This is a genomic window from Pseudomonas sp. NPDC087358 (assembly GCF_044900785.1).
GTDB lineage: Bacteria > Pseudomonadota > Gammaproteobacteria > Pseudomonadales > Pseudomonadaceae > Aquipseudomonas.
This window is the reverse complement of record NZ_JBJDOA010000012.1, coordinates 129,730-155,767: the sequence shown is the minus strand read 5'-3', so window position 1 is coordinate 155,767 and position 26,038 is coordinate 129,730. Positions and strand designations below refer to the sequence as shown.

Here is a 26,038-nt window from a genome sequence, read left to right as displayed (position 1 = left end):
TGCCACGGCTATGTTGACTGCAAGAACACCGTCGCGAGCACGCTCACTCCTACAGCAGGTTCAGCTGATGGATCAAACCCGCGCAGCAAAAACCGCCTGATGCTCACGACACTGCGCCGCGGTCAGCATGAACACCCCGTGGCCGCCGCGCTGAAACTCCAGCCAGGCGAAATCCACTTCCGGGTACAGCGCTTCGACGTGCACCTGACTGTTACCGACTTCAACAATCAACAGCCCCTTCTCGTTCAGGTGATCGGCCGCCTGCGCGAGCATGCGCCGTACCAGATTCAAGCCGTCGTCACCGCACGCCAGCGCCAGCTCGGGTTCGTGCTGATACTCGTCCGGCATGTCGGCGAAATCCTCGGCATCGACATAAGGCGGATTGGAGACGATCAAGTCGAAGCGCTGCCCCGGCAACCCATCGAAACCATCGCCCTGCACCGTGTAGACGCGCTCGTCCACACCATGGCGTTCGATGTTCTGGTTGGCGACTTCAAGCGCTTCGAAGGACAGGTCGGCCAGCACCACTTCGGCGCCAGGGAAAACGTCGGCACAGGCGATACCGATGCAACCGGAACCGGTGCACAGGTCGAGAATGCGCAGAGGCGTATGGGCAAGCCAGGGCTCGAACCGGTGTTCGATCAGCTCGCCGATGGGTGAGCGAGGAATCAGTACCCGCTCATCGACGATGAACGACATTCCGCAGAACCAGGTCTCACCCAGCAGATAGGCAGTGGGGACGCGCTCGTCGATGCGGCGCTTGATCAGGCGCTGCACGTTGACCAGTTCGTCGTCTTCCAGGTTGCAGTCCAGGTAGTTGTCCGAAATTTCCCAAGGCAGGTGCAGAGCGCCCAGCACCAGTTGACGGGCTTCGTCCCAGGCGTTGTCGGTGCCGTGACCGTAAAACAGATCTTCGCCGTGAAAGCGGCTGACCGCCCAACGGATATGATCGCGCAGGGTGCGCAGGCGGGAAGTGATCACGGCAAACTCCTTGAAAAAAACGACGGGCGATTCTATCAGCCATCGCCGCAACAAACGATGCCTGCGCCCTGCGGCGAAGCGCGGCGTAAAAGTTTCCACAGCCTTTCCTGCGTTTTGCAGGCAATATGACAGTAACCGCGACCTGCTCGACAGGCTCAAGCCCGGCAAAAGCGACGCCTGTGAGCATTGAGATTCACAGAATCGCTCAGCCAGTGGACAATGTGGCAAAAGCCCCACTCGAAGGAGCCCCAGATGTCTGTTTCAAACACCGGTCCAAAGACCATGTTTCAACTCAGTGGCCGTGGTTACGCGGCGGCCACCTTGAGCAATGCCACGCTGATCATCATCGACGCACAGAAAGAGTACCTCAGCGGCCCGCTGGCCCTGACCGGGGTTCAACACGCCATCGATAACATCGTCAAACTGGTTGCCAGTGCCCGCGCTGCCAAATGCCGGATCATCCACGTGCGCCATCTGGGCACTGTCGGCGGCATGTTCGACCCTCAAGGGCCGCGCGGCGAATTCGTCCCCGAGCTGTTGCCCCAGGGTGACGAGACCGTCGTCGAGAAACGCCTGCCCAACGCGTTCAATGGCACCGGCCTGCATGACCTGCTGCAGAGCTTCGGCCATCTGGATCTGGTGGTCTGCGGCTTCATGAGCCATTCGAGCATCAGCACCACGGTTCGTGCCGCCAAGGATTACGGCTACCGCTGTACCCTGGTCGAAGACGCTTGCGCCACCCGCGACTTGCCAACGCCCAGCGGCGTAATCAAGGCCGAAATCGTGCAGCAGACCGAAATGGCGATCATGAACGACAACTTCGCCACGCTTGCCTTGACCAAGGATCTGATCTGATTTGACCCTGTTCATCAGGAACTGACCCGTAATTGCACGGCCCTGACCAGGCCCGGCTATGATTTCCCGGCAGTTCCTGAAGAAAAAGCGTACAAATGCAAGCATCACAGGTTGTGACCTACCGCAGCCAACCGCCTATCCGTTAATCACGCGTGTCTGCCTTTGAGCACTGGCCAGACGGGAACCACCCCGACGTAAGCTGGTCAGAGCGCCGATACCTATAGAGGAAGTCGGAATGAAGATATCCGATGGTTTCGATGCCCGTCGCCTGCGCCCCAAAGGCCAGAGCAACTGGCGGATGCGCCTGGGCGCCGCAATATCCGCAATTTTCGCCACCGCCGGCGTGCTGCTGGCCATGGCCGGCATCGCCAGCCTGATCGGCCATCCGGCGGCACTGGGTGAACTCAATGCAAGCCCTGCCGGTGCCGTGGTGACGATTGTCGTCGGCCTGTTGGTGCTGTACATCGGTGTCTGGCTCTGGCGTCGCAGCCGCCTGCGTCGTCGTCGTGCCGGCCAGCTGAACATGTCCCCTCACCTGATGAAGAAACACGACTGACCCCTTCCCCGTGTCATCCGCAGCCATTTGCACGTTTTAGTCGCGCCGATCAGGGCGTGACTTGGTTAAACTGGCGCCCTTCGCGGAGACCAACATGCAAGACGACGACTTTTCCCTGTTCAGAAGTGAGACTCGCGGCGTAAAGCCGATCAAGACTGAACACGCCGACGTGGGCAAACCCAAACCCGATCGCAAGAATCTGGCCCGGCTGCGGCAGGCGGCGACCGTGCGCTCTGATGCGACGATTACCGTGGACGGCCTGTCCGATCAATTCGTGATCGATGTCGGTCCCGAAGACTTGCTTTACTGGGCGCGTGACGGCGTTCAGGAAGGCCAGATGCGCAAACTCAAACTGGGGCAGATCAGCTTTGAAGGCAGTCTGGACCTGCACGGCATGAGCGTGGAGATGGCGCGGGAAACCATGTGGGAGTTTCTGGCCGAGGCGGCGAAGCTGGAAATCCGCTGCGTGCGCATCACCCATGGCAAGGCCGTGCGCCTGGATGGCAAACGGCCGATGATCAAGAGCCACGTCAACACTTGGTTGCGTCAGCACCAGCAGGTATTGGGCTTTACCTCGTGCATCGCCAAACATGGCGGCGCGGGCGCGGTGTACGTCATGCTCAAGCGCACGATGATGGAAGGGCGGGACGAGTAAAGCCGGGTTCAGTCCAGTCTGAGAATGGCGGATGATCCCGGTTCGCGTGCAGCAGCACGGCTTGCCGGCGGGCGTGTATGAAACCGCCAGCGCCGGCGGGCCGGGCTGCTACAGGTCAGGCCTCAGCGACAGGGTTATCGCCCACCCGGCCCGCCACCGCCCTGGCCACCACCGCCGCCGCCAGGGCCGCCGCCTTCATAGTGACCGCCACCACCGCCTCCATGCCCACCCCCATGTCCACCACCGCCCGGGCCCCAGAAAGGCCAGCAGCCGGACATGGCAGACATCACCGCGATGACCATCGCGACTTTCGCTATACGACTCAACATTTCATTACTCTCTCAACGGCAGGCATTCATCACCTGCAAAGTCTGACAGCACAACTGCGACAAACCACGTCAGCGTTTGGTAGCCATTGCGTACCGAAACCGATACCTGGCGCCACCCCGAACAAAAAAGGCCGCGACGAGAGAGCACTCACGTCGCGGCCCAGGTTCGACAGGTTGTCAGCGATCAGGGCATACACACCTGATCGGGTCAGTGAAGATCAGCGGCGATAATAACCGGGTCCGGGGCCGTAACCGCCCCGCCCTTCCTCGTAGTGGCCACCATCGTAATGGCGGTGATCCCAACCGCCGTGACGCCCCCATCCAGGGCCAAAGAAACATCCCGAAACCGACGACGTCAGAGCGATCACCAGTGCGATTTTCGCGATTCGGCTAAACATCATAGACACTCTCTTCATCCGGGCATCTGTCACCCATTAACTCAGACACCAGGCCGACACATTTCGACATAAGCCCTCGGTAAAGGTTAGGTAAAGGTGCCGCGGGCCGGCCGGGGCGTCGACTTGCCGCAGCTTTGTCGGTCACCCGCCATACACCTGCCCGCCGAGCTAGGCTACTATGTGCGCCTTTGCAGGCCATTGACCCTGCGTTTTTTTGAACCCACACGGAACACACCCCTGTGACACTGGAACAGAACTACACGGATATTTTCTGGGGGTTTTGCAGGGACGGCCAAAGTAGCGAAAACCAGTAAAATCAGGGGCTTCCATACTTTGGCTTACCCACCAAAACCCCTCAAACACATGCATTGGTACAAAAATTGGTACGGGCTGCCTAACCATCCCCGGCGTTCTGCCGACCTCTCCACCAATTCCGCGGGCATCTCGTCACCCCGGCTAGCATCGATCAGCCTGAATCAATTACTGTATATCCGAACAGTATTGAGGATACCGCCTTGGGCATCGACTACGACGCTGAAAACGTGCAACTGATCGAAATGGATAACGAAACGCTGCGGGAAGAGGTAAGCCGGCATCGTCAAAATGTGGCGCAACTGGTCGACATGCTGACCGACCTCACTAACGAGCGGGACCGGTTGAGAAGGGAGATTGCAGCGAAGGGGCAGACATCCCTGGTGATGCGAATCGGCGAGATGTCCAGCCTCAGCCAGAGCAATCAGCAGTTATATGAGCAGAATCGGCACTTGCAGGATATGGTAGTGAAGCTCGCCGAGCCCCGCGTTCACATCCCACCGTTTTAAGATGCTCAACGGATGGGAATCGAGTCGGAGAGTTTAGCGAGAAAGGATGCCGCCACTGCCACGTGCCGATATCGTCCCCGCCTTTGAAGGTTTTCAGGACAGTCCGATGCCACAAGAACGCATCGGAGAACTTCGGCTCCCGAAAGGCCTACAAGGTAAGATCGATGATTCAGTGCGTGCTCTTAGTGCTGCGAGCGACAGGGAGGCCATCGAGCGCGAAGGAGCGATGCAGATCGCGTTCATCCTGGGGCTCGAAACCGCCAAACGGCTCAAACCGGCAGAGATAGAGGCGCTTTACATCATCTTCGACGACGCGGTTCAGAAAAGGCTGCAGGAATCGGTACGCGGGTGATCAACCCAGCGCGCTAAATACTGCCGCCGCTTACGGAGGCCGCATAGACACCCTGCGGCTCGCTTGACGGCGACCTCAGTCATTTATAAACGATCTGATTTTGATCTCTAGCGCTGCGTCGAAAACTGCGTAAAGCCGTTTGGCGTCGGCGGCCGAAATCTTTCCACTGGCGACGCTGTCCCTTACGTAGTCCTCGCAAGCAATTCCGCTTTTGGTCGCCATAGCCGCCGACCGTGTGTCCTGTAACATGCGCAGCAGCGCAGCCGCATCCTCGAGCACGTCGTCTGGTAAAAATGACTCACCAGTAAGCTCCATCATTACTGCGCTCTCCTTAGAGCAAATTGAGAAATAACTACGGCTAACTCGCACCTAGCTCTTCGGAGGAGAGGAGATGCGTTCAATATCAAGGAGTCGAGACGGCTGGGATGAATTCCGCATTTTTTCAAGGATCGCGCTAAACGGCTTACTATGCGGAAGCCACCATTCAGCAATCGAGCGCGCTGAGGTGTTGATGCTGGCTCCCCTTGCCCCCCTTGACGACATGTTCTAACCCTACGCTAGGATCCCGCCCGCCGCGTAGTACCGGGCGAGCAAATCCTCTAGCTTGTGCTCACGCTGGCCATATCCGGCGCCTGGCAGGCTCGCCCAGATGTTCGACACCTTGTCGATCGCGGTGGCGATGTGTCCGACCATGATGTCAGGCAACGCGCCGCGCTCGCGTATCTGCTGGATGGCGACCATGTCCTGGCTGACCGGTGAGAAGTCTTTCAGCGCCAGCGACTTTCGATACGGCATCCACCAGCGCTGTAGGAGCTGATACCGCCCCGCCGCGGTGGACTTCAAGCCTTTGCTGTTCACAGTGACCAGCACGCCCGGGTGATCGCCATAGCCGGTGAACACGTTCGGGCTGTCGATGCCGCCAACGATGACGTCGTAGCCTTCGTCGCGGGTGTAGCGACTGGTCGCTGTCCCTTCGCTGAACGCCAGCATGTCGAGGAACGCCAACACATTGCGGCCGCCGGCCGTCTTCTCAGAAATTCGAGCCATCCACTTTTCTCCAGGCAAGAAAAAGCCCGCAGTGGCGGGCAAAGTTATTTAGGTGGATCATCGGGCCGTACACAAACAGGAGGTTGGGATGAAGAAATTGGGATTTCGCTTGAGGATTGAAAGACAGCGCTTGGGTTACAACCAAGCAACAATAGCCGCCATTGGCGGCGTCCGAGCAAACGCCCAAGGCGCTTATGAGCGAGGTACGCGCATTCCAAGGGCCGATTATCTAGCTAAGCTTTCTGCCGTCGGTGTAGACATCCCGTATCTGCTCACCGGCGAAAGAAACGGGCGCCCCGCTGACCTGCCCGGCTTGCCTGCCGAAACATCCTCCCCTTCTCTAGCGAGCCAGCTGCGCGCCGACTACAGTATTGACGAGGCCGCGGGGAAGGAGCTCGTTGAGCAGCTGCGCTCCAGCATCTGGGCCACCGCCAGCGCAATAGCAGAAATCTCACGGCTCATGGATTCCGGGGACGACCGCTCTGCAAAGGACCATATAGCTCAGTGTCTCGATCGACTGAACGCGCCCCCTGACGATCTCCGAACGCTTACGCTTACACGCCCAGTGGCCGGGCCAAAAACGAATTGAAGTTCTCTATCCTGCAAGCCCCGAACTGGTCGGGGTTGAGGTGTATGAGGTTGATCCGCCGAGCCTGACGCCCTGCCAGAAAATGGCGGCACGCCATCGCGCCGTCCCGTCACCGGTGGTATTCGCCCGGTAGAACACAGCGTCGGATGGACCGCGCGGCAGAAGGCCCACGGTGTACAGCCAGTCATGCAGGATCGCGGCGCGCATGCCGTAACCGGCGAGCAGGCCATACAGCGCCAAGGCGACGATGGCCAGGACCAGCAACGCGGTGGCCAGCCACCCCCACGCAACAATCCAGCCGACCAGCGCGGCCAGGGCGGCCCAGCGACAGACCTCGCGCAGGATGCGGATCGAGGCCAGGTCGCTCGTGAACCCGGCGGGCACCGTCAACAGCCCGTACAGCGGGTCGTGGAATGTCAGTGGTTCCAGCAGCTGCACATTCCAGCGGCTGACAAAGCGCACAGCGGGTTTGATATCGAACTTGCCGACGGCCGCGGTCATGCTGGCCAGCCCTCTTCGATCAGTTCGGCGGTGATCGAGCCGTCAGCCACGGAGCCGAGCAACGCGTCCTCACGGTCGAAGCAAAGCTGCACATGCTCACTCACAGCATCAGCGACAGCCAGAACCTGCGCGGCCGTCAGATCGACGAAGCCCTCGGACGTCTTCCAGCGCAGCACGTAGTCGACATCTCGGTTCGCCCGAAGCGCTGCGCCGTTGATGAGCAGCTTACTGCGGTCATCCGTTTCGATGGGCATGCCCTCCACCGTGGTCCCGCCCACTTCCGCCACGTAGCGACGCGCGGCGATCAGGTCTGGCCATGCGGGTTCGACCACAACCGGCTGCGGCCGGCTCTCCAGTAACTCCCAGCCCGCGCCCGTCCAGCGGGCCACTTGCTCGCCCGTCAGTTCAGGCGGAACGGTGAAGGTGCAACACGCAGGCAAGTCGCCCGATTCGTCAACCTCACGGCTGGCAAAATAAATATCGTATTCACCCCAAAGGTAAACGGTCTGCATAACTATTCCTTAAATGTATGTGTCAGGGGCAATAGCGAAAACTCCAGTATTGTTTTGCAAAACAACATAGCCGTTCTCTATTGTGTAGGATATAGAATAGGCACTAATAATTGTACCGTTCGTGGTTGTCGCACAGTTGGTCCACGTTGCGCCAGAGTCGCCCGACCATTGAATAGCGGTAACACTGCTTTGCTTGACGTACTGAATCAAGTATCCAAGCTGCGAGGAAGTTACCAAAGTTGCCGAAGCGGAAATCCCAGAAAGCGCACCCCATGTCAAACCGAAATCGGTTGATTTTCTTGCGTTTCCCGAAATTGCTGCACTGACAAGAACTGTCCCATTTGGAAACATTTCGATGTCTGTCGCATTAGATACGCCGAGCGCAGATGTCGTCGGAAAAGTTAATCCGTTATCTGTACTTCTACTAACCGTAGCGCCTGCGATATGCAGCCAATTGCCTTTCTTATCGGTGCATATTAACTGCGATGCAGCAGTCGTTGTTAAACTGGTAGCGAGCCACGTAAGACCCATATCGGTCGAACGAAGAATCATCGAATTCACGCGAGTCGCTACGACGACATCATTTAGACCTATAACAAGTGATGCAATTCCATCGTTACCGACGTACGCAGGTGCACTCCAAGTTGCACCATTGTCGGTAGAACGAAGAATTAAGTCGCCCGCACCACCGATAATCCAAACGCCTTTTTTATTGGTAACTACAGATGTTAAAACCCTAGTAGTTACGCCAGCGCCAACGGTAGCCCAAGTTTTGCCGCCGTCAATGCTTCGGCGTATCAATCCGGCGGCACCTACCGCCACCATCACCTGTTGCCCATCGCTTGCGGAATCGTTAGCAAATATTCCGGTGCTTGCCGCCGGGATTGCTTTAAACAGTGCACCGCTACCAAAAAATTGCAACCCGGCTTTAACCCAAGACTGCAACCCGTTCGGCGCGGGTGCATCAGGCAATTTGAATTGAGAGGTATAGTCATAGCCGTAGGTTGGGATAGAACGAAGAACGTTCGTGTTGGCAGTATCCGCGACGTTGAAGATTCCCTTACCCGAACTTGTTACACGGGATGCACTGGCAAGCACACCGGTTGCCGGATAGGTTACTACCACCGAATCACCAGCCGTTGGCAAAAACCCAACCTGCGGCGAAACACTACGTACGAAAACAAACATTCCTGTTCCGTATGTAATATCGGTTACAGCGGCGGTAGCCATCGTAATAAGGTTCCAAGTCAACCCGTTATCAGGGGACTTGTATGTACCGGACGCCGCAGTTGCGCCCGAAGTCATCCAGTTGCCTTGCTTATCGGTTGCAATAGCGGTTGGTGCGGCGGCTGCGGTGAAGGCTAACGACCATGTAACGCCATCGTCTACCGAACGACGAAGCTGCGTGCCTGCGCCTACAATCCATGTCCCTTTGCCGTCGTTCGCAACACACGCATGAACCGCTGTTGCTCCGGTGGTTGGCGCGCTTAGAGTTGAGCCGTAATCACCCGAACGCCAAAGTGTGGTAGAAGTGGCCGCAAGCGTAGCGATAACTACACCGTTAGGAGCGGCAGAAACACGGGATACGATACCCGTCACACCGGTAGCTTGCCAAGTAAGGCCATCGTCCCGGCTTACGATCATTCCGTTAGAACCGACGTACCATGTACCGGCGCCATCGCAAGTTATGCAAGTTGCAGTGTTTCCTACAAGAAGCGATAAAGTTATGGCTGTCCACGTCGCCCCGTAGTCGGTCGAACGCATAGCAGCGCCAGTCGTACCAGCCAACACGGCGATAACAACGCCGCTGTTCTGGTTACTGGAAATATCGACGGTGGCGCCGGTAATGGCAGGCGAAGGCGTGACGGTGGCCCAAGCTTGCGCGACGTTCGGACTAAGAAGCCCCAACGCAGCAAAGAATGTGGGCATCGAAACTTGCGAACGAATGCCAGCATTGGCTAGAACCCAAGTTGAAGCCGGTGCCTTCAGACCGTAACGAATGTCGCCAACATTGCCGTCGTTCGGGCCGAATGCAAGACCGTTACGCGTGGCATTGACCTGCAACGAGTCGCCAGGGTTGCCGTATGGTGCCAGGTTAATTGCAGCGCCGGCGGCGGCAGCGGCAGCAGTGGCAGTTACAGCAGCAGCGGAGGCCTGGGCACCGGCAGCAGCTGCCCCGTCAATGGTCGGAGCGTAGGCATTGATCGCGGCGACGACAGCGTTTGTTTGAGCTACGAACGGTGGAAGCGCCGCCACGAACGTATCGGCCTTGGCCGAGAAGTCTGACGGGGCGTCGCCGCGGTTCGGCGCTTCTGGCAGCGTTGCAATGTTTGGTACGGCCATTAGGTGACACCCTCAATGTTGATGGAGCCGCGCGAGATCTTCGGCCCCTCGTAATTCAGATCAAAATCGCGATAGAACCCGAACACCACCGTCCCCTCGTACTGCGGCAACGGCGAACCGATCCAGACGACCGGAACGGCATCGAGATCGATGAAAATTCTCTGGATGGTTGCCAGCCTGGCCGTGTCGAACGACACGTCAAAACCCGCACGCTTGGCGTTGGAGCGCTTGACGATGATTGGATTGCCGAAGGCGTCTCTGTCCTTGCGGCTGTAACTGATCGCACCTACCGAAGCGCCGTATCCTGTGCAGCCGATGTCGGTCAGCTGCCCTATGACCAGGTGCCCTACCGCAGCAGTTGCGGTACCAGAGGTGATCGTCACGGTGATTGACGCCGTGCCGTATGCGGGCATGTCGGTCAGCACGATATCGCTGCGCGTTTCCAGCTCAGCGAAGAAGTAGTCGTACCAGGTGGAAACGCCGGTCACCAATGCGATCGTGTTGTCGTAGACCATTCCATCCGTGGGATCGACCATCGTTACCCGGACCGACCGGCCTTCAAGATTGAAGAGGGCGAGCGAATTGACCACCTTCCCAGGCGTGAACACCACGACGATCGACCCGGGATTCGTGGTTAATGTCCCGACACTGCCGTCGAACATCCTCCAGCGATTGGTTGGCCCTACCTCTATCCATGTAGGAGTGGCCTTTGCGATACCGACCAGAGGGGCGTCGGTAGTGCTGACCGGCGCCACGACCTCATAAATCTTGTGCTGCGCGGCGATGATCACCCTCGATCCAAGGTTGTAGGTTCCTGTGACCCACTCTGGATAGTCGTTTTCTGGAACGTTGCTGCTTGCAAGCACTGCCGGCGTGATGTCTCTGGGTCTGATGATCTGCATATCAAGCCCTCACGGCCGGCATGCCGTCGTTGTTCCAGGCATCGAGCCATCCGGTGTTCCGGGCGATCTCGTTCATTTTCTTGACCACCTTGTCTCGGAAATTTTGCGTGTCTTCCCTGTCTTGTCCGTCGCTATCACCCGGATTCAGAAGCGCCCGTGACTTCTGGGCTGGATAAATCGTTCTCGATCCCAGGCTGTCCTGCGAGACGATTTCCGGGCCGAACTCGCCCACCAAGGCCGGCATGCCGTCCCAGCTGTTTGTCCCTTTAGCGAATGCCTGGATTGATCCGTTGGCTTTGGCGGCGTTCTTGATGGCTTCAGCCAGTTGAGCAACCGTCAGGGCGCCAGATGACACCTGGTCTGCCCAATACTTCGCGCCTGCTGCGTCGGCTTCTTGGTGAAGTACCGAGTTGTAAGCGCTCTTGATGGCGTCTTGCGCGGCGGCGTTTTTGATTGCCTCAGCCAGCTGATCAACCCCAAGAGAACCGCTGGAAACCTGGTTCTGCCAGTAGTTTTTCCCGGCCGTGTCAGCGTTATGGCCGAGCACGTCCTGGTAAACCGAATCGATCAGCGTTGAGGTGTTCCCGGGCGTAGCCGACTTGATATTGCCAAGCGCTGCGACCACGGCGGCGTTCATCGCGTTGACCGCTTCTGTGACGGTCATTACCGAGTTGTCCACACCGTTCAATGCATCGAGCTGGGCCTGCGCGAACTCCAACTGGTCGTCGAGGCGATCGAGCTGATCCTGCAGAGCCTTCACCGTTTTCTCAGCGTTTGTTAGCTGCTTGCCGTTGAGCGTGTTCAGCTCATCGATCAGCGCCGCCGCCCTGCCTTGATCACGATTGAAGTCCTCAAGCGAGGCATACATGTCGGTGTTGTTGCTGCTCACCGCGTCAAGGGCATCGCTCAAGCCCGTGACATTCGCCAGCGACCCACCAGCCCGGGCCGTTGCCAGCGCACTTTGTAGCGTCGCCTGCGCCTGAGCGCGCAGCATGGTCGTAGCAGTGTCCGAATTCCCGTGAAGCGTCTTCAGAGCAGAGCTCAGGTCATTGCTCACTCCGGTGAGATCGCTGACGTTCGTATTCGCGGCCGTCAACAGATCATTGAGCGACGCCTTCTGCGCGGTAATCGATCGCTGAAGCGCGTTGAAAGCGTCGTTTGCTCCCTGCATCAGACCATCGGTAATCTTCTGCGCGGCATCTGCCGCCGCCTGCTGCGCGTCTGCGGCCTTCTGACCCAGGGTCGAGTAGTAGGAGTCGGCACTGGTGGCCAGGCCAACCAGCGTGGCGAACATCGCCTGGCCGGCAGTGGTCGTGACGTCAATGTCCTCGACCATGGCTCGATATGCCGAGCGGGTGTCGGGCAGCTCCAGGCCGAATCCAGCAAAGGCCCCTTTCAAGCTCTTGGTCAGGTCGGCGAACTGCTCATCGGCACTGAAAAACGCCTTGTAGTACGTGCTTACAGCGGTGTTCAGTGCGTCGACCTTCTCCTTCGCGGTCGCGGTCGTGGTGTCGAGATCCGACATCGCGCCGATCATGTTCAGGATCGAGTCAGACGCCATCAGCCCGGTGTTGTCGAGCTTCAGATTGTTGACGTTGATCAGGGACAGCGCATCGTTCACCCCGTTGAAGCGGGTGAAAACGCCCTCGATCGCCTTGATCACCTCGTCAGCGGTAGTGTCCCAGCTGTTGGCGAAGTCGGTGAACTGTGCCTTGAAGTAGTCAGGCAGAGACACCGAACTGACGATCGCCTTCGCGAGGAAGGTGCCCATGATGTTGTCGTAGTTTTCGGTCAGCGCCGCAGCGGCGTCTGCCGCGTTGAACTGCTGACGATCATCCAGGCCGATGCCGGTGCCGTTGTCCAGGGTCGCGCCAAACGTCGTGGAGTACTTGCCCGAAGTCTTGCGAACCTGAAGCGTGTTGTAGGCATAGACGTCCGCGCCATTGCCCAAGGTGTCGTACAGCATGCCGAGGGTGGACGTGAATTTCCCGAGAGTCGTCGCGATCTGAGCGTCAGCAGCATCACCGAATTTCGGCGCCTTGGTCTGCCAGCCTTGTACCGTGCCGAGGTTGGTCAAAGCCCCGTTCGAGTACTCGACCTGGCCGGACGTGCTGGTATCAGGATATTTCTCACCGCTGCTGAACAGCTTGCTCGATGCGATCGAACCCACGACGGCGCCGATGGCCGCCCCCAGTGCCGTACCGACCACCGGGAACACCCATGTTCCGATTGCTGCGCCAGCAGCCGCAAAACCTGCCGTGGTCGCTCCGCCTTTGATCCCGTACTGCTGGAATGACTGGATGACCGAATACACAGCGCCGACATAGCTCAGGACGGTGCTCAACGATGCCAGGCTCGACGTTGCAGCCGATGCGGTCATACCTGACGCGGTGCCCACCGTCTGACCGCCAACGCTCACCGTGTTGCTGATGAGGTCAACCGTCGCCGGCGTAGTGGATGCGGCGAAATTACCCGCGACCTGCGCAGCGGTGGCGGAGCCTGTGCTGAAGGCGCCAGTGATCACCGATCCGATGTAGTCGGCGCCGTTGGTGAAAGCCCCCTGAATCCCACCTATGATGCCGTCGCCGCCAGTCCAGCCGGAAGTTATGGCTTGGCCCAGCTTGCTGCCGGCCACCGATACGACACTGCTCACGTTGTTGAGTAGAGAGCTGAGTCCGCCGCCACCGCCAAGCCCTGAAAGGGCACCACTAGCGCCAGCACCACCGGAGGAATCGCCGCTCAGGCCCAAGAACGACAGCAGCGGCATGATCACCAGAGCTTTCGCTCCGATGCGCGCAAGGTCGGCTATGACAGAGTCTGCCAGACTCTTAAAGCTGAACTTGCCGCTGCTGGCCAGCTCGACGAACGCATCTTCGACGCCGTGCAGGCCATCCGTGACCAGGCCGTAAGTCTGCCCGGCGATGTCCGCAGCTTCGTAGGAGTAGTCCTGCAGCGCCGCGGTCATCCCGTTCTGCCACTGCGCGCGGGCGGCGTCGATTTTGCCGTAGTTGTCCTTGTAGGCCTGGAGCTCTTTGTCGAGCGTGTCCTGGAGGATCGCCTTCTGTTTGTCATAGGTGTCTTGGGTGATTTTCCCAGCAACCTTGTCCCGACGTAGACGCTCGACTTGATTGGCGTAGTCGTTCTGGAGCGCCAGATCGTCCTGCAGACGCTTGCGACCTTCAGCGCCCAGACCGATGCCGGTTACCTGGTTGTCCAACCCCTGCTGGAAGCGAGAAAGCGCATCAGCCTGAGCCTGGGTGAACTCTGCGAGTTGTTTCTGCTGCTCAGCCGATTCCGTCCGCGCCTGCGTATCTTTTTCCAGCGCCGCGTTCACGGTCTTTTGAGCAGTGATCTGGTCGGCAGTGGCTAGCAGTGCTTTTTGAGCGGCAGTAAGGGTTTTCTTGTCCTTTATGTCCGCTAGCTCTTGCTCCCACTTGATCAGCTCTTGCTGAGCGGGACCCAGAGCCTTCAGCTTCCCCGTCTGCTCGTCGAGCTGCTCCGACTGCTGTTGCAGGACCGCATATTGCTGCTTTGCTTGGTCTAGTTCTTTGGTGCCGGCGTCTTCGACATAGGCCTTTACCGCTTTGGTTTTCTGGTCCGCCCACTTCGCATTGATGTCCGCAATGTCTTTGGCTTGCTGTTCCTGGCTGATGGCCAGCGATTGGTCGCCGGACCTGTCAGCTTCGAGCTGCTTACGCGTAACAACGGATTTGTACTCTGCAAGCTTCTCTGCGCGCTTCGTCGCGTTGGTGTCGAACTCATCATGCAGGTGGTCCAGATAAACCGCATCGGTTACCGACTGCTGCTGAGCTTGTTGCGCCTCAGCTTTGGCCTTTGCCCTGCGAGTTCTGTCGGCTTCCTCAAATGTGAGGTCGTTGATATCGGCTTGAACCTGGACAACTCCGCGGCCCCCGCCGCCGCGCGATCCGGAGCCTAGGCGCTGGGCATTCGCCAGCTGCGCCTGCAGGTCGGCCATCTTCTCTTCGTAGGTTTTCTCGCGCCCGATATCGAGGACCGCGTCCCATGCGCCCTTGGCAGCTGACTTAACTGCGTTCCAACCACGTTCAATTGAGCCGAGGTTCGTTTTGATGGCGTCGGATCTAGTGGACAGCGCTTTGGCGTATTCGGACTCGGCAAGGCTGGCGGCGCCTGCTGCGTCGCCTTGGTCTTGCAGTGCCTTGATCTGCTCGTAAGTCGAGGCGGTCAGGTAATTCAGTGATTCGTTCAGCGCCAGCGATGCTTTTACTGGGTCTTTCGCGATTTTCTCGAAGTTCGCAACCGTCTCGCTTGCAGCTTGGCCGGTGGCAGATTCGAACTTGACCGCCGACTCTGCGAGCATCTCAAACGCGGCAGACGGAATCTTTGTCGACCCCGCCAACTGCGCGAGTACTTCGGAGGCTTTACCAACTGTGCCGCTACTTTGCGCAACCTGCTGCGCCATCGCAGAAAGCTGCCCAGAGGTAGTCCCGGCAGTGTTGCCGGTAAGGGCCAGCGACTTCAGATAAGCCGTGGTCTCGTCGCTGCCCTGCTTATAGGCCAGCGCGAGTGCAACCACCGCCGCAGCTGAAACGGTGAACGGATTCACCAAACCAAGGACATAGCCACCGAGCGCCTTTGCGGCAGGGCCGATCCCGCCAAACATGTCTTTCAGTTGCCCACCTTGCTGGAGGAAAACAGTCAGCGGAGCCTGTCCAGCTTGCAGGGAAACAGCGATATCGGTGAATTGCGCTGGTACGTTCCGAAGGGCCGCGGAGTATGCCTTCGCCGACATCGCATTTTTCTGAACAAGGGAATCAGTCTGAACAAGCGCCGAGCGCTGGTCGTTCAGCTTCTTCAAATAATCGTCAAAATCAGACGAATCCAGACGTCCCGCTTTTCGGTGAGCGCGAAGCTGCTCTTCCATTTTGTCCAAGCGACCATATGCGCCCACGACCGGATCAATCTGACCTACGAGCCTGTCGAGCTGGGTCGCTTGGTAGGCAGCTTCTTTAGTCGCTGACTTCAAGCTGCGCTGCGCGCGGTCCATCCCGGCTTCAAACCCGCCAGTGTTGGCGATCAGGTCAACCGTCAACTGGCCGAGACTATCCGCTGCCATACTTTTCTCCAGGCATAAAAAAACCCGCAGCGAGCGGGTTCATATTTTCAGATCGGTATTTACCAATCGAATGCTTCAGGTAGTTTCCATTTTTCTTTTTCGCCTGTCTTTGACACTTTCACCCAGCCGTTTGAAGAGACCTCATACACAGTTACCGTCTTGCCTGATTCAACCCAGCCGGAGACAGGTGAACCCAGCTCCGGCTTTATATACAGCTCGGTCTTCCGACTGACTGGCTTTGAAACAGAGCCGACCCTGGCATCGGATGCCGCTTTCCCCACAATTGTTGGAGGCTCGGAGGCCCACTTTACTGCGGTCCAATAACTGTACTTTCCGAGATCTTTGGCTTTTGTGTAATCCTGTAAGGTTTTGAGGCCAACTTGCATTAAGTCGCCCCGAATCTGAAGTACAGTCCATCCAATATCGGCAGGGGCATCTTTTTGATTAAAGCAATAATGGTTGGAAACGGTAATCTCGGCCCAAGCTGCATACTCGCCCAATCGATAATGATCATAAGCCCTCTGAAAATCCCCAACAGACATGCACCCGTACGCCTCTGAGGACAAAAGTATTCTCTGATCAGCTTTAGGCGTCCAGGTATCAACTTGCTGGAACGAGGAGTCAGGGCGCTTATTAGGAGTGAAGCTATTTAGCAACATCAGCACGGCAGCAATAGGAATGACAAGAGCAAAAACCCAGATTTTAGAGGTTCTTTTCGGAGCCTCGTCCGGTTGATCAACCGAGGCTATCGGAGATGGAGCCAAACCGGGGCTTTCCGCTGAAGAGGACAAATCTGTTCCGCAATATCTGCATTTTATCGCGGCCTTTTTAATGATCTCCGCACAGTATGGACAACATTTCTCGTCTTGATTCAATTGGCTACTCTCCCTAGTTTTCCTGACGAATCTATCATTTCCTCTCACAACCAACAAAGTGCAGCGTTTCCTTACGCTGCCTTTCTCGGAGTCGCCAGCGCCGTGAGCAAGCTCATGACATCTTCCACAGTGCCCTCCTCGCCGTCCTCGTCCTCAACCTCCGCAGATCGGTCCGGCAGGAAGTCAGCAAGCTCGGCTTTGCCGCCGGCCGAGCGATTGACGACCATCGAGACGAGGGCAGAACCTTGCTCGATCTGCCTGACGACGCTGAGCGAGCCGTTGCGCCGGATGTAGTCCAACCATTCCAGCGCTTCGGTGTAACTCAGTTTTTGCTGGGCTTGCGCGATGGTTTTTCCGCCGACTCCTGCGAGGACGAGCTCGAACCAGAAGTCGTCGATGGCTTTTTTTCGTCAGGCGTCGGGTTGTTGACCTCGTTGATCGCCACGAACAGCGCGATGGTCAACTCAGCGCAAAGCTCGCCGCGGCCTTCCTCCGCTTTGCCCAGCACGTCGCTGACGGTAAAGATCTGGTTTCCTTCGGCATCGCAGATGTAACCCGCGATGCGGCCGGCTACAGCGTCCTTGCTCTCGTAAGCGCCCTTCCACTCCTGGGTCACGGTGGTATAGGAGGCGCGACGGACGTAAACCTCGTTTTTCACCTCCTTGCCCTCGACGTGCCAGGTGATTTCCTTTCTCACCGGTTGGCCCGCGAAGGAGCCAGATTTTTTCAGCGAATCGATACTCAGCATCATGGGTTAAGCCGCCGTTTTTGGAATGAATACAGGGTCGCCAGAGACCTGGATACCGATGTTGGATTTGACCACGTCGTTCTGCGCGAAGCTGAACGGGTAGCTGTTCATGAAGCCGCGGAAGGTGATCCACGATCGGGTGTTCGGCAGACTGAAACCGGGGGTGTCTGCAACCTCGGCGGTTGCAGCAGCACCAGTGCCGGCGCCAGTGAACGCAACGGTTGGAGTGCCGGTGTAACCGGTGCCAGGGTTGGTGATGGTGATGCCGGTCACCTTGCCCGCCGACACGGTAGCTACGGCTGTTGCGCCGGTACCGCCGCCACCGGTGATGGCGACGGTTGGAGCGGTGGTGTAACCGGTGCCGCCAGCCGTGACATTCACCGATTCCAGCGCATTGGCGGGGATCGCGGTTGGGGCGATGCCGACGCCGTTGACGCGGCCATCAGACCAGCCCACCGCCCAATCCATCTTCAGGCCCAGGGTTTTGATCTGGTGCAGTCGGACGTGGACTGGATCGCGGGCGTCGGTGTTGATGCCAAAGCTCGCTGTGCCAGGCGTGGCCAAACCTGCTTCGTACTCGCGCGACAGGTCGCCCAAGCAAGTGGTTTCGATCTGGTCGAGGGACGAGTCGATACCGTCGATCGAGGTTACACAGCTCACAAAGATGACTGTGCCCAGCTCAGGGTCGATACCGTACAGGTCGGTACCTTGGGTTTTGATGCTCAATGTAAGCTCCTCGACTTCACTGGAAGTCATTCTGCGGGCATAAAAAAACCCGCCGGGGCGGGTGATGGTGAAACTGTGCCTGGTCGTCAGCGGTTGACGATCCAGGCAATATTGAAGCTGCTGCGATAATTCATCGTGACGGGGTCGCGCGATTCGCCGTTGTACCCAGTGACGTAGCTTTCCAGCTCGAGCGCATGCTGCAACGCAGTGGCCACATCATTCGCGGCTCTTGCGGTATCTGCATAGACATCGATCTGTAACCCGTGCTGATCGACGTCAGGTCGGCCGGAAAGATAGTTATCAGGGGCCCCCGAGATCTGCTGCCATACCGCGTAGGGTTTGACCACGTCTTTGGGCGCCAGGCCGAATAGATACAGCCGGGTGGTACCGGTGCCGAGCAAAGCGGTCACACCAGGATCGGCGGCGCACACAGCGAAAATTGGCGGATACATCAGTTCACCCCGAGTTTGACGAGCTGAAATTTCGCTGAACTGAGGAATTCACGGAACACCGCCTCGCGGTTGGTCGCCACTGCGGGACGCAGGAACGGCCGAGCTGCAGCGTGCTCGGTGCCGAGTTCAACCCACCACCAATAGAACGTGTTGCCGCCCTTTTGCCCGCGTCGTTGACGTTTTACGCCCACGGATACAACTACAGCACCGATCTCCTCGCCGATCTTCTTACGCTCGATCATGGCAAGGTTCGCCGGGATGTAATTCGGAGTGCTGGGGTCATCGATGCGATCTGCGCGGTCCTTGGCATCCACCAGAACGATGTCCATCGCGTCTTTCGCTGCCGGTAGAACCACCTTTCTACGGAGTTCCTCTGAAAGCGTTTTGAACCTGGCTGAAAGCGCATCCGCGCCGGTCAGTTTGTACGACACGCGGTTAACCATCATTCACCCCCGCAGCTACCATCAGCGTCAGAAATTCGCGCCCGGAGACCTTGTCAGCCAGCGGAGGTCCCTTAATCGCGTAGATCGTGTCGCCGTGCACCACGCGCATCGTGTCGACCACGCCAGCCCGGTATCTGATGATGATCCGAGCGGTGAACTCAGACTGCTCCGCTTGAGCCTGGACAAATTCTCGGGTGCTGACAGGCTCGATCGCCGCTGGGCACTTCTCCCAGACTGTTACCCAGGGCCCAGGGACCATTTCGCCGGTCTGCTGGTCCTGGGTAAACGGTCGGCTCTGAATGTTGACCCGATGCCGCAGCCTGCCGGCGCGCATCAGGCACCCATCCGGATGCGATAAGGCATCAGCAGCGACTTCGATGCCAGCGGCAGCTCTACCGCCGTGGTGCCGGTCACGACTTCCTCCCTGTTCGCGAACAGGTGGCCCAGTTTGAGCAGGCATGCGGCAGTGATCGCCGCGTTTATGACGATTCCGTACGCCTGCATGTCGATTTCCTCCAACTCATCGCCGTACGCGCGACGCGCTTGCTCCCTCAGCCGGCATCGATCCCCATCATCTTCAACCAGATCGGCCAGCACCTTTGCCGCATCGTACCGAGCGCGGCAGGCACTCAATCGTGCAGGAACATCGGACTTAGCCGCGTCGAGATCGTCCTGATCGGCGTAGAAACGTCGCTGCATAAATTGCTTCGCCGCCTCTTCGGCCGCATCAAGCTGGGCCTGAATCAGCACCTGGTCGTCTGGCTCCGCCAGCAGGTGGGCCATCGCCAACTCGATGTCGATCACGCTCATGTCAGTCGGCCTTTTTTTCAGGTGGCGGTTTTGGCTTGCCTGCTTTGTTCTCTGGCCTTGGGGCCTGCTTGTTCGCCGGGGTGCTGGATGCTTTCACGGTGTAGTCCTCTATGAGTCCGTTTCGCAGCAATTCGCCAGCGCGAATTTCATCCACGGGAATGGTTCTGCCCGGATTGACGAATTCACCAGCATTATCGAATGCCTTGACCGTTTTTACGTCGATAGTGTTCATGTCGAATCGCGCCTGGTTACCCAGGCGCTCCTCTGGGATGCTTCGAATTACGGCGCGGTGAACGAGCCGTAAACGAACGACTGTGGACGGTACACGGCGAGCGCCAGGCGCTCCTCCGCACGGATGGTCACCATGTTCTTGGTGAAGTTGTCGGCATCTTCAGTGGAAACCTCTACGTTCGCGTCCTCGCGATCAAACACCTGGGCAGCGATGTTGAACGCGCCCACCAGGAAGTTGCCGGCGGGTACAGCGTTGGTATCGATGACGGGCAAGCGCCACATGCGAGGCTGACCACCATCTTGTACATTGACCCAGATGTAACTGCCGGTGGTGTCCTTCGCCAGCTCCATGTCAGCCCAATCGATAGGGTTCAGGGCAATCGCGCTGGCCCGGTATTCAGCGATGCGGACCTGCAGGATTGCGCGGCGCAGCACATCGATTTTGGTGTCGCCGGTTTTGCGCAGCGTGTTGTTGAACGCCGTGGCTTGCGGGATCAATCCAAGCAAGTTCTGGCCAGTGCCGTCACCCGCCAGAATCTGATTTTCTTCAACATACTTCAGGCCGTAGATCGCGCGGCCATTGATGTAGCTTTGCAGCAGCGGGATATCGGCCAGAACCTGCTTGGACGCCCGGAACCAGTGAGCAATCGTCTTCACCGTGGTGGTGATCAGCTCGTAGGACAAATCGGATTGTGGTTTTGCGGCGCCTTCAGCGACCGGTGCCGCCATGTTCTGGAAGCCCGACTCACGCACATACTCGATCGCATTGGAGGCGGTGCGCCCGGGCATAATCAAGTCGCGGATGGTGAATGGACGCTCAGGCCCGGCAATTACGCCAGGTACGCGGGTAGGCTGGATCGCCACGCCGACGCCGCCAGTGCCGGTAGTCGAGCTGGTGATGCTGGTCACTGCCTTCAAACGCATGCGCGCAATGCCGCGACCTTTCTCGGCCAGGCCTTTAAAGTCGTCCCCGTCGGTGAACTGCTCGCCGATAGACTTCTCGCCTTCCTCGTTGGCAGCGCCACGGCGAGAGAGCTTCTGCTCTACGTCATTCAGCCGGTCTTGCAGACCCAGACCGCTCTTGACCAGCCCGTCCAGGATGGTTTTGGTTTCGTCCAAAGTTTTGCCGTGACTTTTGATCTCCTCGCCGGCTTTTTCGGCAAAGGTCTTGATGTCCTGATCGCGCTGGCTGAGCGCGGCCATCACATCCTTCAGCTCGATCTGGTCATCTGCGCGCTCTTTGCGCTGCATTTGGCGATCTTCGGCGCGAGCAGTGTTGCTCAATGCGTTAAACATGGGTAAATCCTCAAAACTGGGGGAGAGACAGGCCTCGGCTCAGCTGCGAATGCAGCGCCTTGGCTATTTGGGTTTCAGCCTGGTCGCCCTCGGACTCGCTCCGGAGCAGGTGCTGCAATCCACGGTTGGCAATCACCGCAGATTGAGTCTTCGAGAAGCCTGCCTCACGCAGGAGCAGCTCAAATTCGGGGAGTGAAGGCAGGCCGCCGTGGGCCAGCTTCGACTTGATGGTGTCGGTGCGCGCCTCGTCGTTGGCCGGGACCGTCACAATGGAAATCTCGACCAGATCCAGCTTGGTCAGCGTGCGAATCCCGGTTTTTTCGTCACGGGTGGATGCGCGGACGTAGTAGCCGATGGAAAGGCCGGTGATTGATCGGGTTTTCATCCCTCGCTGAGCGATCCGGGCATATGGGGCGTCTTCAAGCCAGAGATCGCCTGACCCGAACAGTCCACGATCGTCTTCTTTCAGACTTTCGATGTCCCAGCTACCAATCGGCTCACCGGTTCGGTGCTGCCAGAGCACGGGGAATGTGCGGCCTTTCGATTTGGCTTCTGCAATCGAGTCGAGAAACGCCCCAGGGGCGACGACCTCGTTGTAGCTGTCGACGACGCCAAACACCGATCCATAGCCGGAAAAAAGGCCGTCATCACCGACAGCCTTCACGTCATAGTCGAATGAGCGGTACTTGACCGCCATTGCCTGGTCTTTTCGTTTCATTCGGAAGCACCTTTGGGCTTGTCATTGAGCCAATCGAGCAGCGCGGAGCGGGCCTGCTGGCCGTCACTTGAATCGGCTCCTAGTTTGTCGATCGGCAGCATGTTGGACTGAACGGTGAGCTCGTCAGCGTTCCCGCCTTTGGGCGCCATGTTCTCTTTGATGCGGCACTCGTCGCGGGTGTAGATACCGTTCTGAGTCATTGAGCTATAGAAAGCGGCGCGCGCTGCGCTATCAGCGCGGAGCAGGCCTTCCGGATTGAACTTGGCGTAGAAGCGGCGACGCTCGCCTGGCTTGAGCAGACGTCGGTTGATGCTTTGCTCGATGCGCTTCATCCAAGGCAGCAGGGTGAAGCTCAGGAACCCGATCATCTGCTGTTCCATACCCGTCCCCCAGCTCGTGCTGTTGGACGTATGCCCCACCATCCAGGGTGGAACACGGAACCATCTGCAGATCTCTTCGACGTTAAAAGCTCGTGTTTGCAGCATCTGGGCGTCTTCTGGCGTCATCGACACCTGCTGGTATTTCATCCCTGCTTCCAGAACCAGCGTCTTGCCGGTATTTACTGCACCAGCGAATTTCGTGGCCATGTCCTCGCGGATGTCCTCACGCTGCTCCTTTTTCAGTATCTGGTCGGTTGAAAGCACTCCGCCGAGCTTCATTCCGTTGGCGAACATCTTGCTGGCCGACTCATCGGCAGCCATCGCGGCTCCAAAGACATTCCGGCCCATCGCTAGAGGGCTCAACCCGAACAAAGGATCGTTACCGAAACCTCGCGTGTGCATCATTTCGTCGTCGGTAACGGTATGGCTGACGCCCATGCTGTCGATGAAGCGGTATTCAATTGCCCCCGAGCTATTGCGCTTGGGCGGCGAAACCGCCTGCGGAAGCAAAAATTCAAGTGAGGAAAGCTCGTTGCGCACCCAGTGCGGCTCATTGAAGCTGTTACCTGACATGAGCAGGCTGACGAGCACACATTCCCAGAACTCAACCGGAGTCTGATCCGCGTTCGGTTGAATGCTGATGACACGGTGCACAGGATGTGAGGACGCCACCACTGGAACGCCGGCCTGGTCTTCATAGAGCGCAATCGGCAGCGTTGCCAACGTTTCCGAAATAAGGCGCACGCAGGCCCAGACAGTCGAAAGCTGAAGCGCGGTCTGCTGGCTGACAGTCTTGCCAGAAGCTGAGTCAGTGGCGTAATAGCCGTTCCAGAACGCCGCATCTCCCAGCCCAATCTTCCGGCCAACCCATCCGGCGAGGGATGACTTAATCAGGCTTGGTTCAGCAGATTTGAACATCGCCTGTTGCAACACTGCTTTGAGGGGCTTACTCACTGGTCAACCCCTTTCGAATAAATCCTGCAGTCGTAATCAGGCAAACAGCACCGCCGATCAATGCCCATCCGGTGCCAACCAGCACGTAAACACCAGCGACGAACAGGCACAGCCCGGCCAAGGCCACCAGTAGAAATAGGGTCAGGCCTGAATTCATGATTTTTATCCGATGATGATCGGGTTAGAGAAAAATTCGGTGATGTCTTCTTGCGGTTCTGCGCCGGAAACGCCTATCGCCATCAGGAGCGCGGTCATGTCATCGATCTTGTCGGCGGATCGTTTCTTGTCGGGCGCCATGTTCATGTTGTCGTCGCGGCGACTGATCAGGTTGGAAGCGCACCAGTTCAAAAGCGGATCACCGCCGTGAGCAAACTTTCCAGAAATGTAGGCCCGCTCCAGCATTTGCATCGCTGGATGGTAGGACTTCGGTCCCTGGATGAACTCCACCATTGGGATGTCCGCAGCGACGAGTCGGTTCACCAGGTCAGATGCGTTCCAATTGTCATAGCCAACGGCCTGGATGTTGAAGCGCTCGCTCGCAGCTTTCACGTCCGCTTCGATCACCGCGTAGTCCGTGACGTCACCCTCGGTCTGTTTGAGCAGACCTGATTCAACCCACGATGCATATGGAACGGTGCCGCGCTCGGTACGGAATGCGACGGCGCTCTCTGGCGCCCAGCGCCAGGCGTACGTATAGATGACGCCCTCTACATTCCAGACCAGGCGAAAGCTGGTGAGGTCAGTCGTCGACGCCAGATCGAGCCCGCCCCAGCACGGATAATCCGCCAGCCAGTCGAGGTCGATCTCGCCTGAGCATTTCTGCCACTTGTTGAGGTCGATCCAGCCGTCGGCCGTGGACGCCGGGCGGTTTAGCCGCTTGATGCGAAACTCGGCCATCTTCGACGGCATCTGCTTCGCCTCCACCGCCTCCTTCCGGATCGCCGCCATAAGGTGCGGGTTCACATCCATCAGCGGGTTGGCTTTGATCCAGCATGACTCGTCGAATTCGTCGTCGGCTTTGATTCCGAGGCTCTTGTCCTCATCGTCGACCGCGTAAAAGACCACCAGGTAGTGATCCGCGGTGTGCCCGAACAGGCCCGCCAGCAGTTTCTTGGCGAACATCCGGATTTCCGCCCACGGCCCAGGGTTCGTGTAGCCCTCGGTGGTGGTGAACAGCCATAGCGGGTTGCCCCGGGCGCCGGCGGCCGACTGCAATACGTTGAGCAGGTCGGCAGTCTTGTGTGCGTGGATCTCATCGAGCCCAACGTGCGACGGATTCAAACCGTCCTGGGTTGAGGCCTTCGCATGGATTGGCTTGAAACTGGCGCCTGTCTGTATGCGGCTGATCGATTTGGCCCAGACCTCGAGTCCGAAATGCTCCCGAAGATCGAAGTTTTTCTCAGTCATGCGCTTTGCAGCATTGAAGATGATCGCGGCCTGGCCAAACGTGGTGGCCGCGCTGACGATCTGTGCGCCCTCCTCCGGCTCACAGCATTCGCAATACAGGAGGATGGCCGATGACAGCGTGCTCTTGGCATTTTTCCGGGCTACGGCAAAGAGTGCCGACGTGAATCGGCGAGGATGGAACATTCCGTCTTCCGACCACCCCTCTGTATAGACCGGCTCGCGCTTGCGAAAGCCAAACAGCTGTACCACGAAAAAAATGTGCGACGCATGCATGATGATCGTCGGCGTTTCCCACTTGCCCTCGACGTGGTGCAGCTTTTCGATAAAGTCGCATGGGTCGTTGGCGTGCCACGGATCGAAAATGAACGGGCAGGCCTTCTTTTTCGCGCGTTTCAGGTCGTCCAGGAAGCGCTGTGCGGCCTGCCTGATCAGCTTGCCGTGCTTCTTCCGCTTCTTGTCAGCGACCGCGGCCTTAGCGTAGTCGATCGCGATCTGTACGAAATCACGCATCTCTACCCCGTTGGCTTGCTGAGTCGGTTATTTGGTGCCTCGCTTCTGCCCGTTACCGGCGAATACGTTGCCTTTCTGTTCTTCAGGGCCGGCTTTGACCTTGCCTTGCGCAACCGGCGTGAGTCCGAAATCGTTCTGCAGATTGCGGAGCGTGCCGGACATGCTCGCGGTTGGAGCCTCGCCCGCCGCGTAGAGCTGCACGACCTTTCCGTGCAAGGCGCACATATGGGCCAACGGACTGAGCGCTGCATCGGTTAAGAGTTTGTTGGCCATCAGGATCGGCACCAGGCGATTCCACTCTTTGACGGCGTGAGCATTCGGCAGCCAGTCCGGCGCGTCAGGCGGGGCGTCTACCAGGGGCAATTCAACTTCCACGGGTACGTCACGATCTTTGCGCGCGGTACCGGCAACCTCCTTGAGCTGGGTTGGCTTACGTGGGTTGCCCATGTTGGTACTCGGCTAGTGCGAAGCGGACCCGGCATGCGGGTGCCAAAAACGGTTTTTACTCAACTGACTGCGCGAAAAAACGACTCGGGCGCGGTCTGGGGCCGA

30 protein-coding genes are annotated in these 26,038 nt (G+C 58.3%); 7 read left to right on the top strand and 23 right to left on the bottom strand.

Annotated elements, in window-relative coordinates; genetic code table 11:
* Positions 1 to 72 precede the first annotated feature (72 nt).
* Positions 73 to 981, bottom strand: a complete 909-nt coding sequence (gene prmB, locus ACI2KS_RS24065) for a 50S ribosomal protein L3 N(5)-glutamine methyltransferase (RefSeq protein ID WP_404623506.1) — start codon at positions 979 to 981, stop codon at positions 73 to 75.
* Here prmB and ACI2KS_RS24060 point away from each other — a divergent pair.
* The 6 genes from ACI2KS_RS24060 (at position 974) to ACI2KS_RS24035 (ending at position 4,947) form a co-directional block, all read left to right on the top strand.
* Positions 974 to 1,171, top strand: a complete 198-nt coding sequence (locus ACI2KS_RS24060) for a hypothetical protein (RefSeq protein ID WP_404623505.1) — start codon at positions 974 to 976, stop codon at positions 1,169 to 1,171. The two genes, prmB and ACI2KS_RS24060, sit on opposite strands and share 8 nt — an antisense overlap.
* A 62-nt stretch (positions 1,172 to 1,233) precedes the next feature.
* Entirely contained in the window at positions 1,234 to 1,836 is a 603-nt protein-coding gene (locus tag ACI2KS_RS24055; protein ID WP_404623504.1) for a cysteine hydrolase family protein, read from the top strand.
* Positions 1,837 to 2,071: 235 nt separating this feature from the next.
* A complete protein-coding gene (locus ACI2KS_RS24050) occupies positions 2,072 to 2,392 on the top strand; it encodes a hypothetical protein (protein ID WP_404623502.1) in 321 nt (106 codons plus the stop codon).
* Between the two features lie 94 nt (positions 2,393 to 2,486).
* Positions 2,487 to 3,047: a Smr/MutS family protein gene (locus ACI2KS_RS24045; protein ID WP_404623501.1), complete on the top strand. Its 561-nt coding sequence runs from the start codon at positions 2,487 to 2,489 to the stop codon at positions 3,045 to 3,047.
* A gap of 1,242 nt (positions 3,048 to 4,289) precedes the next feature.
* The gene (locus ACI2KS_RS24040; RefSeq protein ID WP_404623500.1) at positions 4,290 to 4,595 is read left to right on the top strand and encodes a hypothetical protein; all 306 of its coding nucleotides are present in this window, start codon (positions 4,290 to 4,292) and stop codon (positions 4,593 to 4,595) included.
* 106 nt (positions 4,596 to 4,701) lie between these two features.
* The gene (locus ACI2KS_RS24035) at positions 4,702 to 4,947 is read left to right on the top strand and encodes a hypothetical protein (protein ID WP_404623499.1); all 246 of its coding nucleotides are present in this window, start codon (positions 4,702 to 4,704) and stop codon (positions 4,945 to 4,947) included.
* Between the two features lie 75 nt (positions 4,948 to 5,022).
* Here the strand turns inward: ACI2KS_RS24035 and ACI2KS_RS24030 are convergent, their stop codons facing one another.
* Positions 5,023 to 5,265, bottom strand: a complete 243-nt coding sequence (locus ACI2KS_RS24030) for a hypothetical protein (protein ID WP_404623498.1) — start codon at positions 5,263 to 5,265, stop codon at positions 5,023 to 5,025.
* A gap of 234 nt (positions 5,266 to 5,499) precedes the next feature.
* Complete coding sequence (locus ACI2KS_RS24025; protein ID WP_404623497.1) at positions 5,500 to 5,994, bottom strand: glycoside hydrolase family 104 protein; 495 nt, start codon at positions 5,992 to 5,994, stop codon at positions 5,500 to 5,502.
* 88 nt (positions 5,995 to 6,082) lie between these two features.
* Here ACI2KS_RS24025 and ACI2KS_RS24020 point away from each other — a divergent pair, with 88 nt between their 5' ends.
* Positions 6,083 to 6,583 (top strand): helix-turn-helix domain-containing protein, encoded by a 501-nt coding sequence (locus ACI2KS_RS24020; RefSeq protein ID WP_404623496.1) that lies wholly within the window; start codon positions 6,083 to 6,085, stop codon positions 6,581 to 6,583.
* 6 nt (positions 6,584 to 6,589) lie between these two features.
* Here ACI2KS_RS24020 and ACI2KS_RS24015 read toward each other — a convergent pair whose 3' ends face one another.
* From ACI2KS_RS24015 to ACI2KS_RS23920, 20 genes are all read right to left on the bottom strand, one after another.
* Entirely contained in the window at positions 6,590 to 7,084 is a 495-nt protein-coding gene (locus ACI2KS_RS24015) for a DUF1353 domain-containing protein (protein WP_404623495.1), read from the bottom strand.
* Positions 7,081 to 7,596: a DUF4376 domain-containing protein gene (locus ACI2KS_RS24010; RefSeq protein ID WP_404623494.1), complete on the bottom strand. Its 516-nt coding sequence runs from the start codon at positions 7,594 to 7,596 to the stop codon at positions 7,081 to 7,083. Before ACI2KS_RS24010 ends, ACI2KS_RS24015 begins: the two co-directional genes overlap by 4 nt.
* 9 nt (positions 7,597 to 7,605) lie before the next feature.
* Positions 7,606 to 9,939: a hypothetical protein gene (locus ACI2KS_RS24005; RefSeq protein WP_404623493.1), complete on the bottom strand. Its 2,334-nt coding sequence runs from the start codon at positions 9,937 to 9,939 to the stop codon at positions 7,606 to 7,608.
* Positions 9,939 to 10,841: a hypothetical protein gene (locus ACI2KS_RS24000; protein ID WP_404623492.1), complete on the bottom strand. Its 903-nt coding sequence runs from the start codon at positions 10,839 to 10,841 to the stop codon at positions 9,939 to 9,941. The genes ACI2KS_RS24005 and ACI2KS_RS24000 overlap by 1 nt, the downstream gene beginning before the upstream one ends.
* Position 10,842: 1 nt before the next feature.
* Complete coding sequence (locus ACI2KS_RS23995; RefSeq protein ID WP_404623491.1) at positions 10,843 to 15,936, bottom strand: phage tail tape measure protein; 5,094 nt, start codon at positions 15,934 to 15,936, stop codon at positions 10,843 to 10,845.
* A 59-nt stretch (positions 15,937 to 15,995) separates the two neighbouring features.
* The gene (locus ACI2KS_RS23990) at positions 15,996 to 16,811 is read right to left on the bottom strand and encodes a hypothetical protein (protein ID WP_404623490.1); all 816 of its coding nucleotides are present in this window, start codon (positions 16,809 to 16,811) and stop codon (positions 15,996 to 15,998) included.
* A 71-nt stretch (positions 16,812 to 16,882) separates the two neighbouring features.
* A complete protein-coding gene (locus tag ACI2KS_RS23985; RefSeq protein ID WP_404623489.1) occupies positions 16,883 to 17,110 on the bottom strand; it encodes a hypothetical protein in 228 nt (75 codons plus the stop codon).
* 23 nt (positions 17,111 to 17,133) lie between these two features.
* The gene (locus tag ACI2KS_RS23980) at positions 17,134 to 17,562 is read right to left on the bottom strand and encodes a phage tail assembly chaperone family protein, TAC (RefSeq protein WP_404623488.1); all 429 of its coding nucleotides are present in this window, start codon (positions 17,560 to 17,562) and stop codon (positions 17,134 to 17,136) included.
* A 3-nt stretch (positions 17,563 to 17,565) separates the two neighbouring features.
* Complete coding sequence (locus ACI2KS_RS23975; RefSeq protein ID WP_404623487.1) at positions 17,566 to 18,285, bottom strand: phage tail tube protein; 720 nt, start codon at positions 18,283 to 18,285, stop codon at positions 17,566 to 17,568.
* A gap of 86 nt (positions 18,286 to 18,371) precedes the next feature.
* Positions 18,372 to 18,737, bottom strand: coding sequence for a DUF3168 domain-containing protein (locus tag ACI2KS_RS23970; RefSeq protein ID WP_404623486.1), 366 nt, complete (start codon positions 18,735 to 18,737; stop codon positions 18,372 to 18,374).
* A complete protein-coding gene (locus ACI2KS_RS23965) occupies positions 18,737 to 19,168 on the bottom strand; it encodes an HK97-gp10 family putative phage morphogenesis protein (protein ID WP_404623485.1) in 432 nt (143 codons plus the stop codon). Before ACI2KS_RS23965 ends, ACI2KS_RS23970 begins: the two co-directional genes overlap by 1 nt.
* A gap of 4 nt (positions 19,169 to 19,172) precedes the next feature.
* The gene (locus ACI2KS_RS23960; RefSeq protein WP_404623484.1) at positions 19,173 to 19,514 is read right to left on the bottom strand and encodes a phage head closure protein; all 342 of its coding nucleotides are present in this window, start codon (positions 19,512 to 19,514) and stop codon (positions 19,173 to 19,175) included.
* Positions 19,514 to 19,990 carry a head-tail connector protein gene (locus ACI2KS_RS23955; protein ID WP_404623483.1) on the bottom strand — a complete coding sequence of 159 codons (477 nt, stop codon included), beginning with the start codon at positions 19,988 to 19,990 and terminating at the stop codon, positions 19,514 to 19,516. The genes ACI2KS_RS23960 and ACI2KS_RS23955 overlap by 1 nt, the downstream gene beginning before the upstream one ends.
* Position 19,991: 1 nt before the next feature.
* Positions 19,992 to 20,222 (bottom strand): hypothetical protein, encoded by a 231-nt coding sequence (locus ACI2KS_RS23950; protein WP_404623482.1) that lies wholly within the window; start codon positions 20,220 to 20,222, stop codon positions 19,992 to 19,994.
* Between the two features lie 47 nt (positions 20,223 to 20,269).
* Positions 20,270 to 21,517: a phage major capsid protein gene (locus ACI2KS_RS23945; protein ID WP_404623481.1), complete on the bottom strand. Its 1,248-nt coding sequence runs from the start codon at positions 21,515 to 21,517 to the stop codon at positions 20,270 to 20,272.
* Between the two features lie 10 nt (positions 21,518 to 21,527).
* A complete protein-coding gene (locus ACI2KS_RS23940) occupies positions 21,528 to 22,235 on the bottom strand; it encodes an HK97 family phage prohead protease (protein ID WP_404623480.1) in 708 nt (235 codons plus the stop codon).
* On the bottom strand, positions 22,232 to 23,569 hold the full coding sequence (locus tag ACI2KS_RS23935; RefSeq protein ID WP_404623479.1) for a phage portal protein: 1,338 nt from the start codon (positions 23,567 to 23,569) through the stop codon (positions 22,232 to 22,234). The genes ACI2KS_RS23940 and ACI2KS_RS23935 overlap by 4 nt, the downstream gene beginning before the upstream one ends.
* The gene (locus ACI2KS_RS23930; protein WP_404623478.1) at positions 23,562 to 23,726 is read right to left on the bottom strand and encodes a hypothetical protein; all 165 of its coding nucleotides are present in this window, start codon (positions 23,724 to 23,726) and stop codon (positions 23,562 to 23,564) included. Before ACI2KS_RS23930 ends, ACI2KS_RS23935 begins: the two co-directional genes overlap by 8 nt.
* A gap of 5 nt (positions 23,727 to 23,731) precedes the next feature.
* On the bottom strand, positions 23,732 to 25,486 hold the full coding sequence (locus tag ACI2KS_RS23925; RefSeq protein WP_404623477.1) for a terminase large subunit: 1,755 nt from the start codon (positions 25,484 to 25,486) through the stop codon (positions 23,732 to 23,734).
* Positions 25,487 to 25,513: 27 nt separating this feature from the next.
* A complete protein-coding gene (locus ACI2KS_RS23920) occupies positions 25,514 to 25,933 on the bottom strand; it encodes a hypothetical protein (protein WP_404623476.1) in 420 nt (139 codons plus the stop codon).
* Positions 25,934 to 26,038: the final 105 nt, after the last annotated feature.

Bases quoted from the DNA above. Each gene is read 5' to 3' on its own strand.
- ACI2KS_RS24055 (WP_404623504.1), top strand. From the start codon at position 1,234: ATGTCTGTTTCAAACACCGGTCCAAAGACCATGTTTCAACTCAGTGGC.
- ACI2KS_RS23940 (WP_404623480.1), bottom strand. From the start codon at position 22,235: ATGAAACGAAAAGACCAGGCAATGGCGGTCAAGTACCGCTCATTCGAC.
- ACI2KS_RS24045 (WP_404623501.1), top strand. From the start codon at position 2,487: ATGCAAGACGACGACTTTTCCCTGTTCAGAAGTGAGACTCGCGGCGTA.
- ACI2KS_RS23920 (WP_404623476.1), bottom strand. From the start codon at position 25,933: ATGGGCAACCCACGTAAGCCAACCCAGCTCAAGGAGGTTGCCGGTACC.
- ACI2KS_RS24030 (WP_404623498.1), bottom strand. From the start codon at position 5,265: ATGATGGAGCTTACTGGTGAGTCATTTTTACCAGACGACGTGCTCGAG.
- ACI2KS_RS23980 (WP_404623488.1), bottom strand. From the start codon at position 17,562: ATGATGCTGAGTATCGATTCGCTGAAAAAATCTGGCTCCTTCGCGGGC.
- ACI2KS_RS24015 (WP_404623495.1), bottom strand. From the start codon at position 7,084: ATGACCGCGGCCGTCGGCAAGTTCGATATCAAACCCGCTGTGCGCTTT.
- ACI2KS_RS24005 (WP_404623493.1), bottom strand. From the start codon at position 9,939: ATGGCCGTACCAAACATTGCAACGCTGCCAGAAGCGCCGAACCGCGGC.
- ACI2KS_RS23960 (WP_404623484.1), bottom strand. From the start codon at position 19,514: ATGCGCGCCGGCAGGCTGCGGCATCGGGTCAACATTCAGAGCCGACCG.
- ACI2KS_RS23955 (WP_404623483.1), bottom strand. From the start codon at position 19,990: ATGAGCGTGATCGACATCGAGTTGGCGATGGCCCACCTGCTGGCGGAG.
- ACI2KS_RS23995 (WP_404623491.1), bottom strand. From the start codon at position 15,936: ATGGCAGCGGATAGTCTCGGCCAGTTGACGGTTGACCTGATCGCCAAC.
- ACI2KS_RS23970 (WP_404623486.1), bottom strand. From the start codon at position 18,737: ATGTATCCGCCAATTTTCGCTGTGTGCGCCGCCGATCCTGGTGTGACC.
- ACI2KS_RS24050 (WP_404623502.1), top strand. From the start codon at position 2,072: ATGAAGATATCCGATGGTTTCGATGCCCGTCGCCTGCGCCCCAAAGGC.
- ACI2KS_RS24010 (WP_404623494.1), bottom strand. From the start codon at position 7,596: ATGCAGACCGTTTACCTTTGGGGTGAATACGATATTTATTTTGCCAGC.
- ACI2KS_RS24020 (WP_404623496.1), top strand. From the start codon at position 6,083: ATGAAGAAATTGGGATTTCGCTTGAGGATTGAAAGACAGCGCTTGGGT.
- ACI2KS_RS24000 (WP_404623492.1), bottom strand. From the start codon at position 10,841: ATGCAGATCATCAGACCCAGAGACATCACGCCGGCAGTGCTTGCAAGC.
- ACI2KS_RS24035 (WP_404623499.1), top strand. From the start codon at position 4,702: ATGCCACAAGAACGCATCGGAGAACTTCGGCTCCCGAAAGGCCTACAA.
- ACI2KS_RS23930 (WP_404623478.1), bottom strand. From the start codon at position 23,726: ATGAATTCAGGCCTGACCCTATTTCTACTGGTGGCCTTGGCCGGGCTG.
- ACI2KS_RS23945 (WP_404623481.1), bottom strand. From the start codon at position 21,517: ATGTTTAACGCATTGAGCAACACTGCTCGCGCCGAAGATCGCCAAATG.
- ACI2KS_RS23950 (WP_404623482.1), bottom strand. From the start codon at position 20,222: ATGAACACTATCGACGTAAAAACGGTCAAGGCATTCGATAATGCTGGT.
- ACI2KS_RS23925 (WP_404623477.1), bottom strand. From the start codon at position 25,486: ATGCGTGATTTCGTACAGATCGCGATCGACTACGCTAAGGCCGCGGTC.
- ACI2KS_RS24025 (WP_404623497.1), bottom strand. From the start codon at position 5,994: ATGGCTCGAATTTCTGAGAAGACGGCCGGCGGCCGCAATGTGTTGGCG.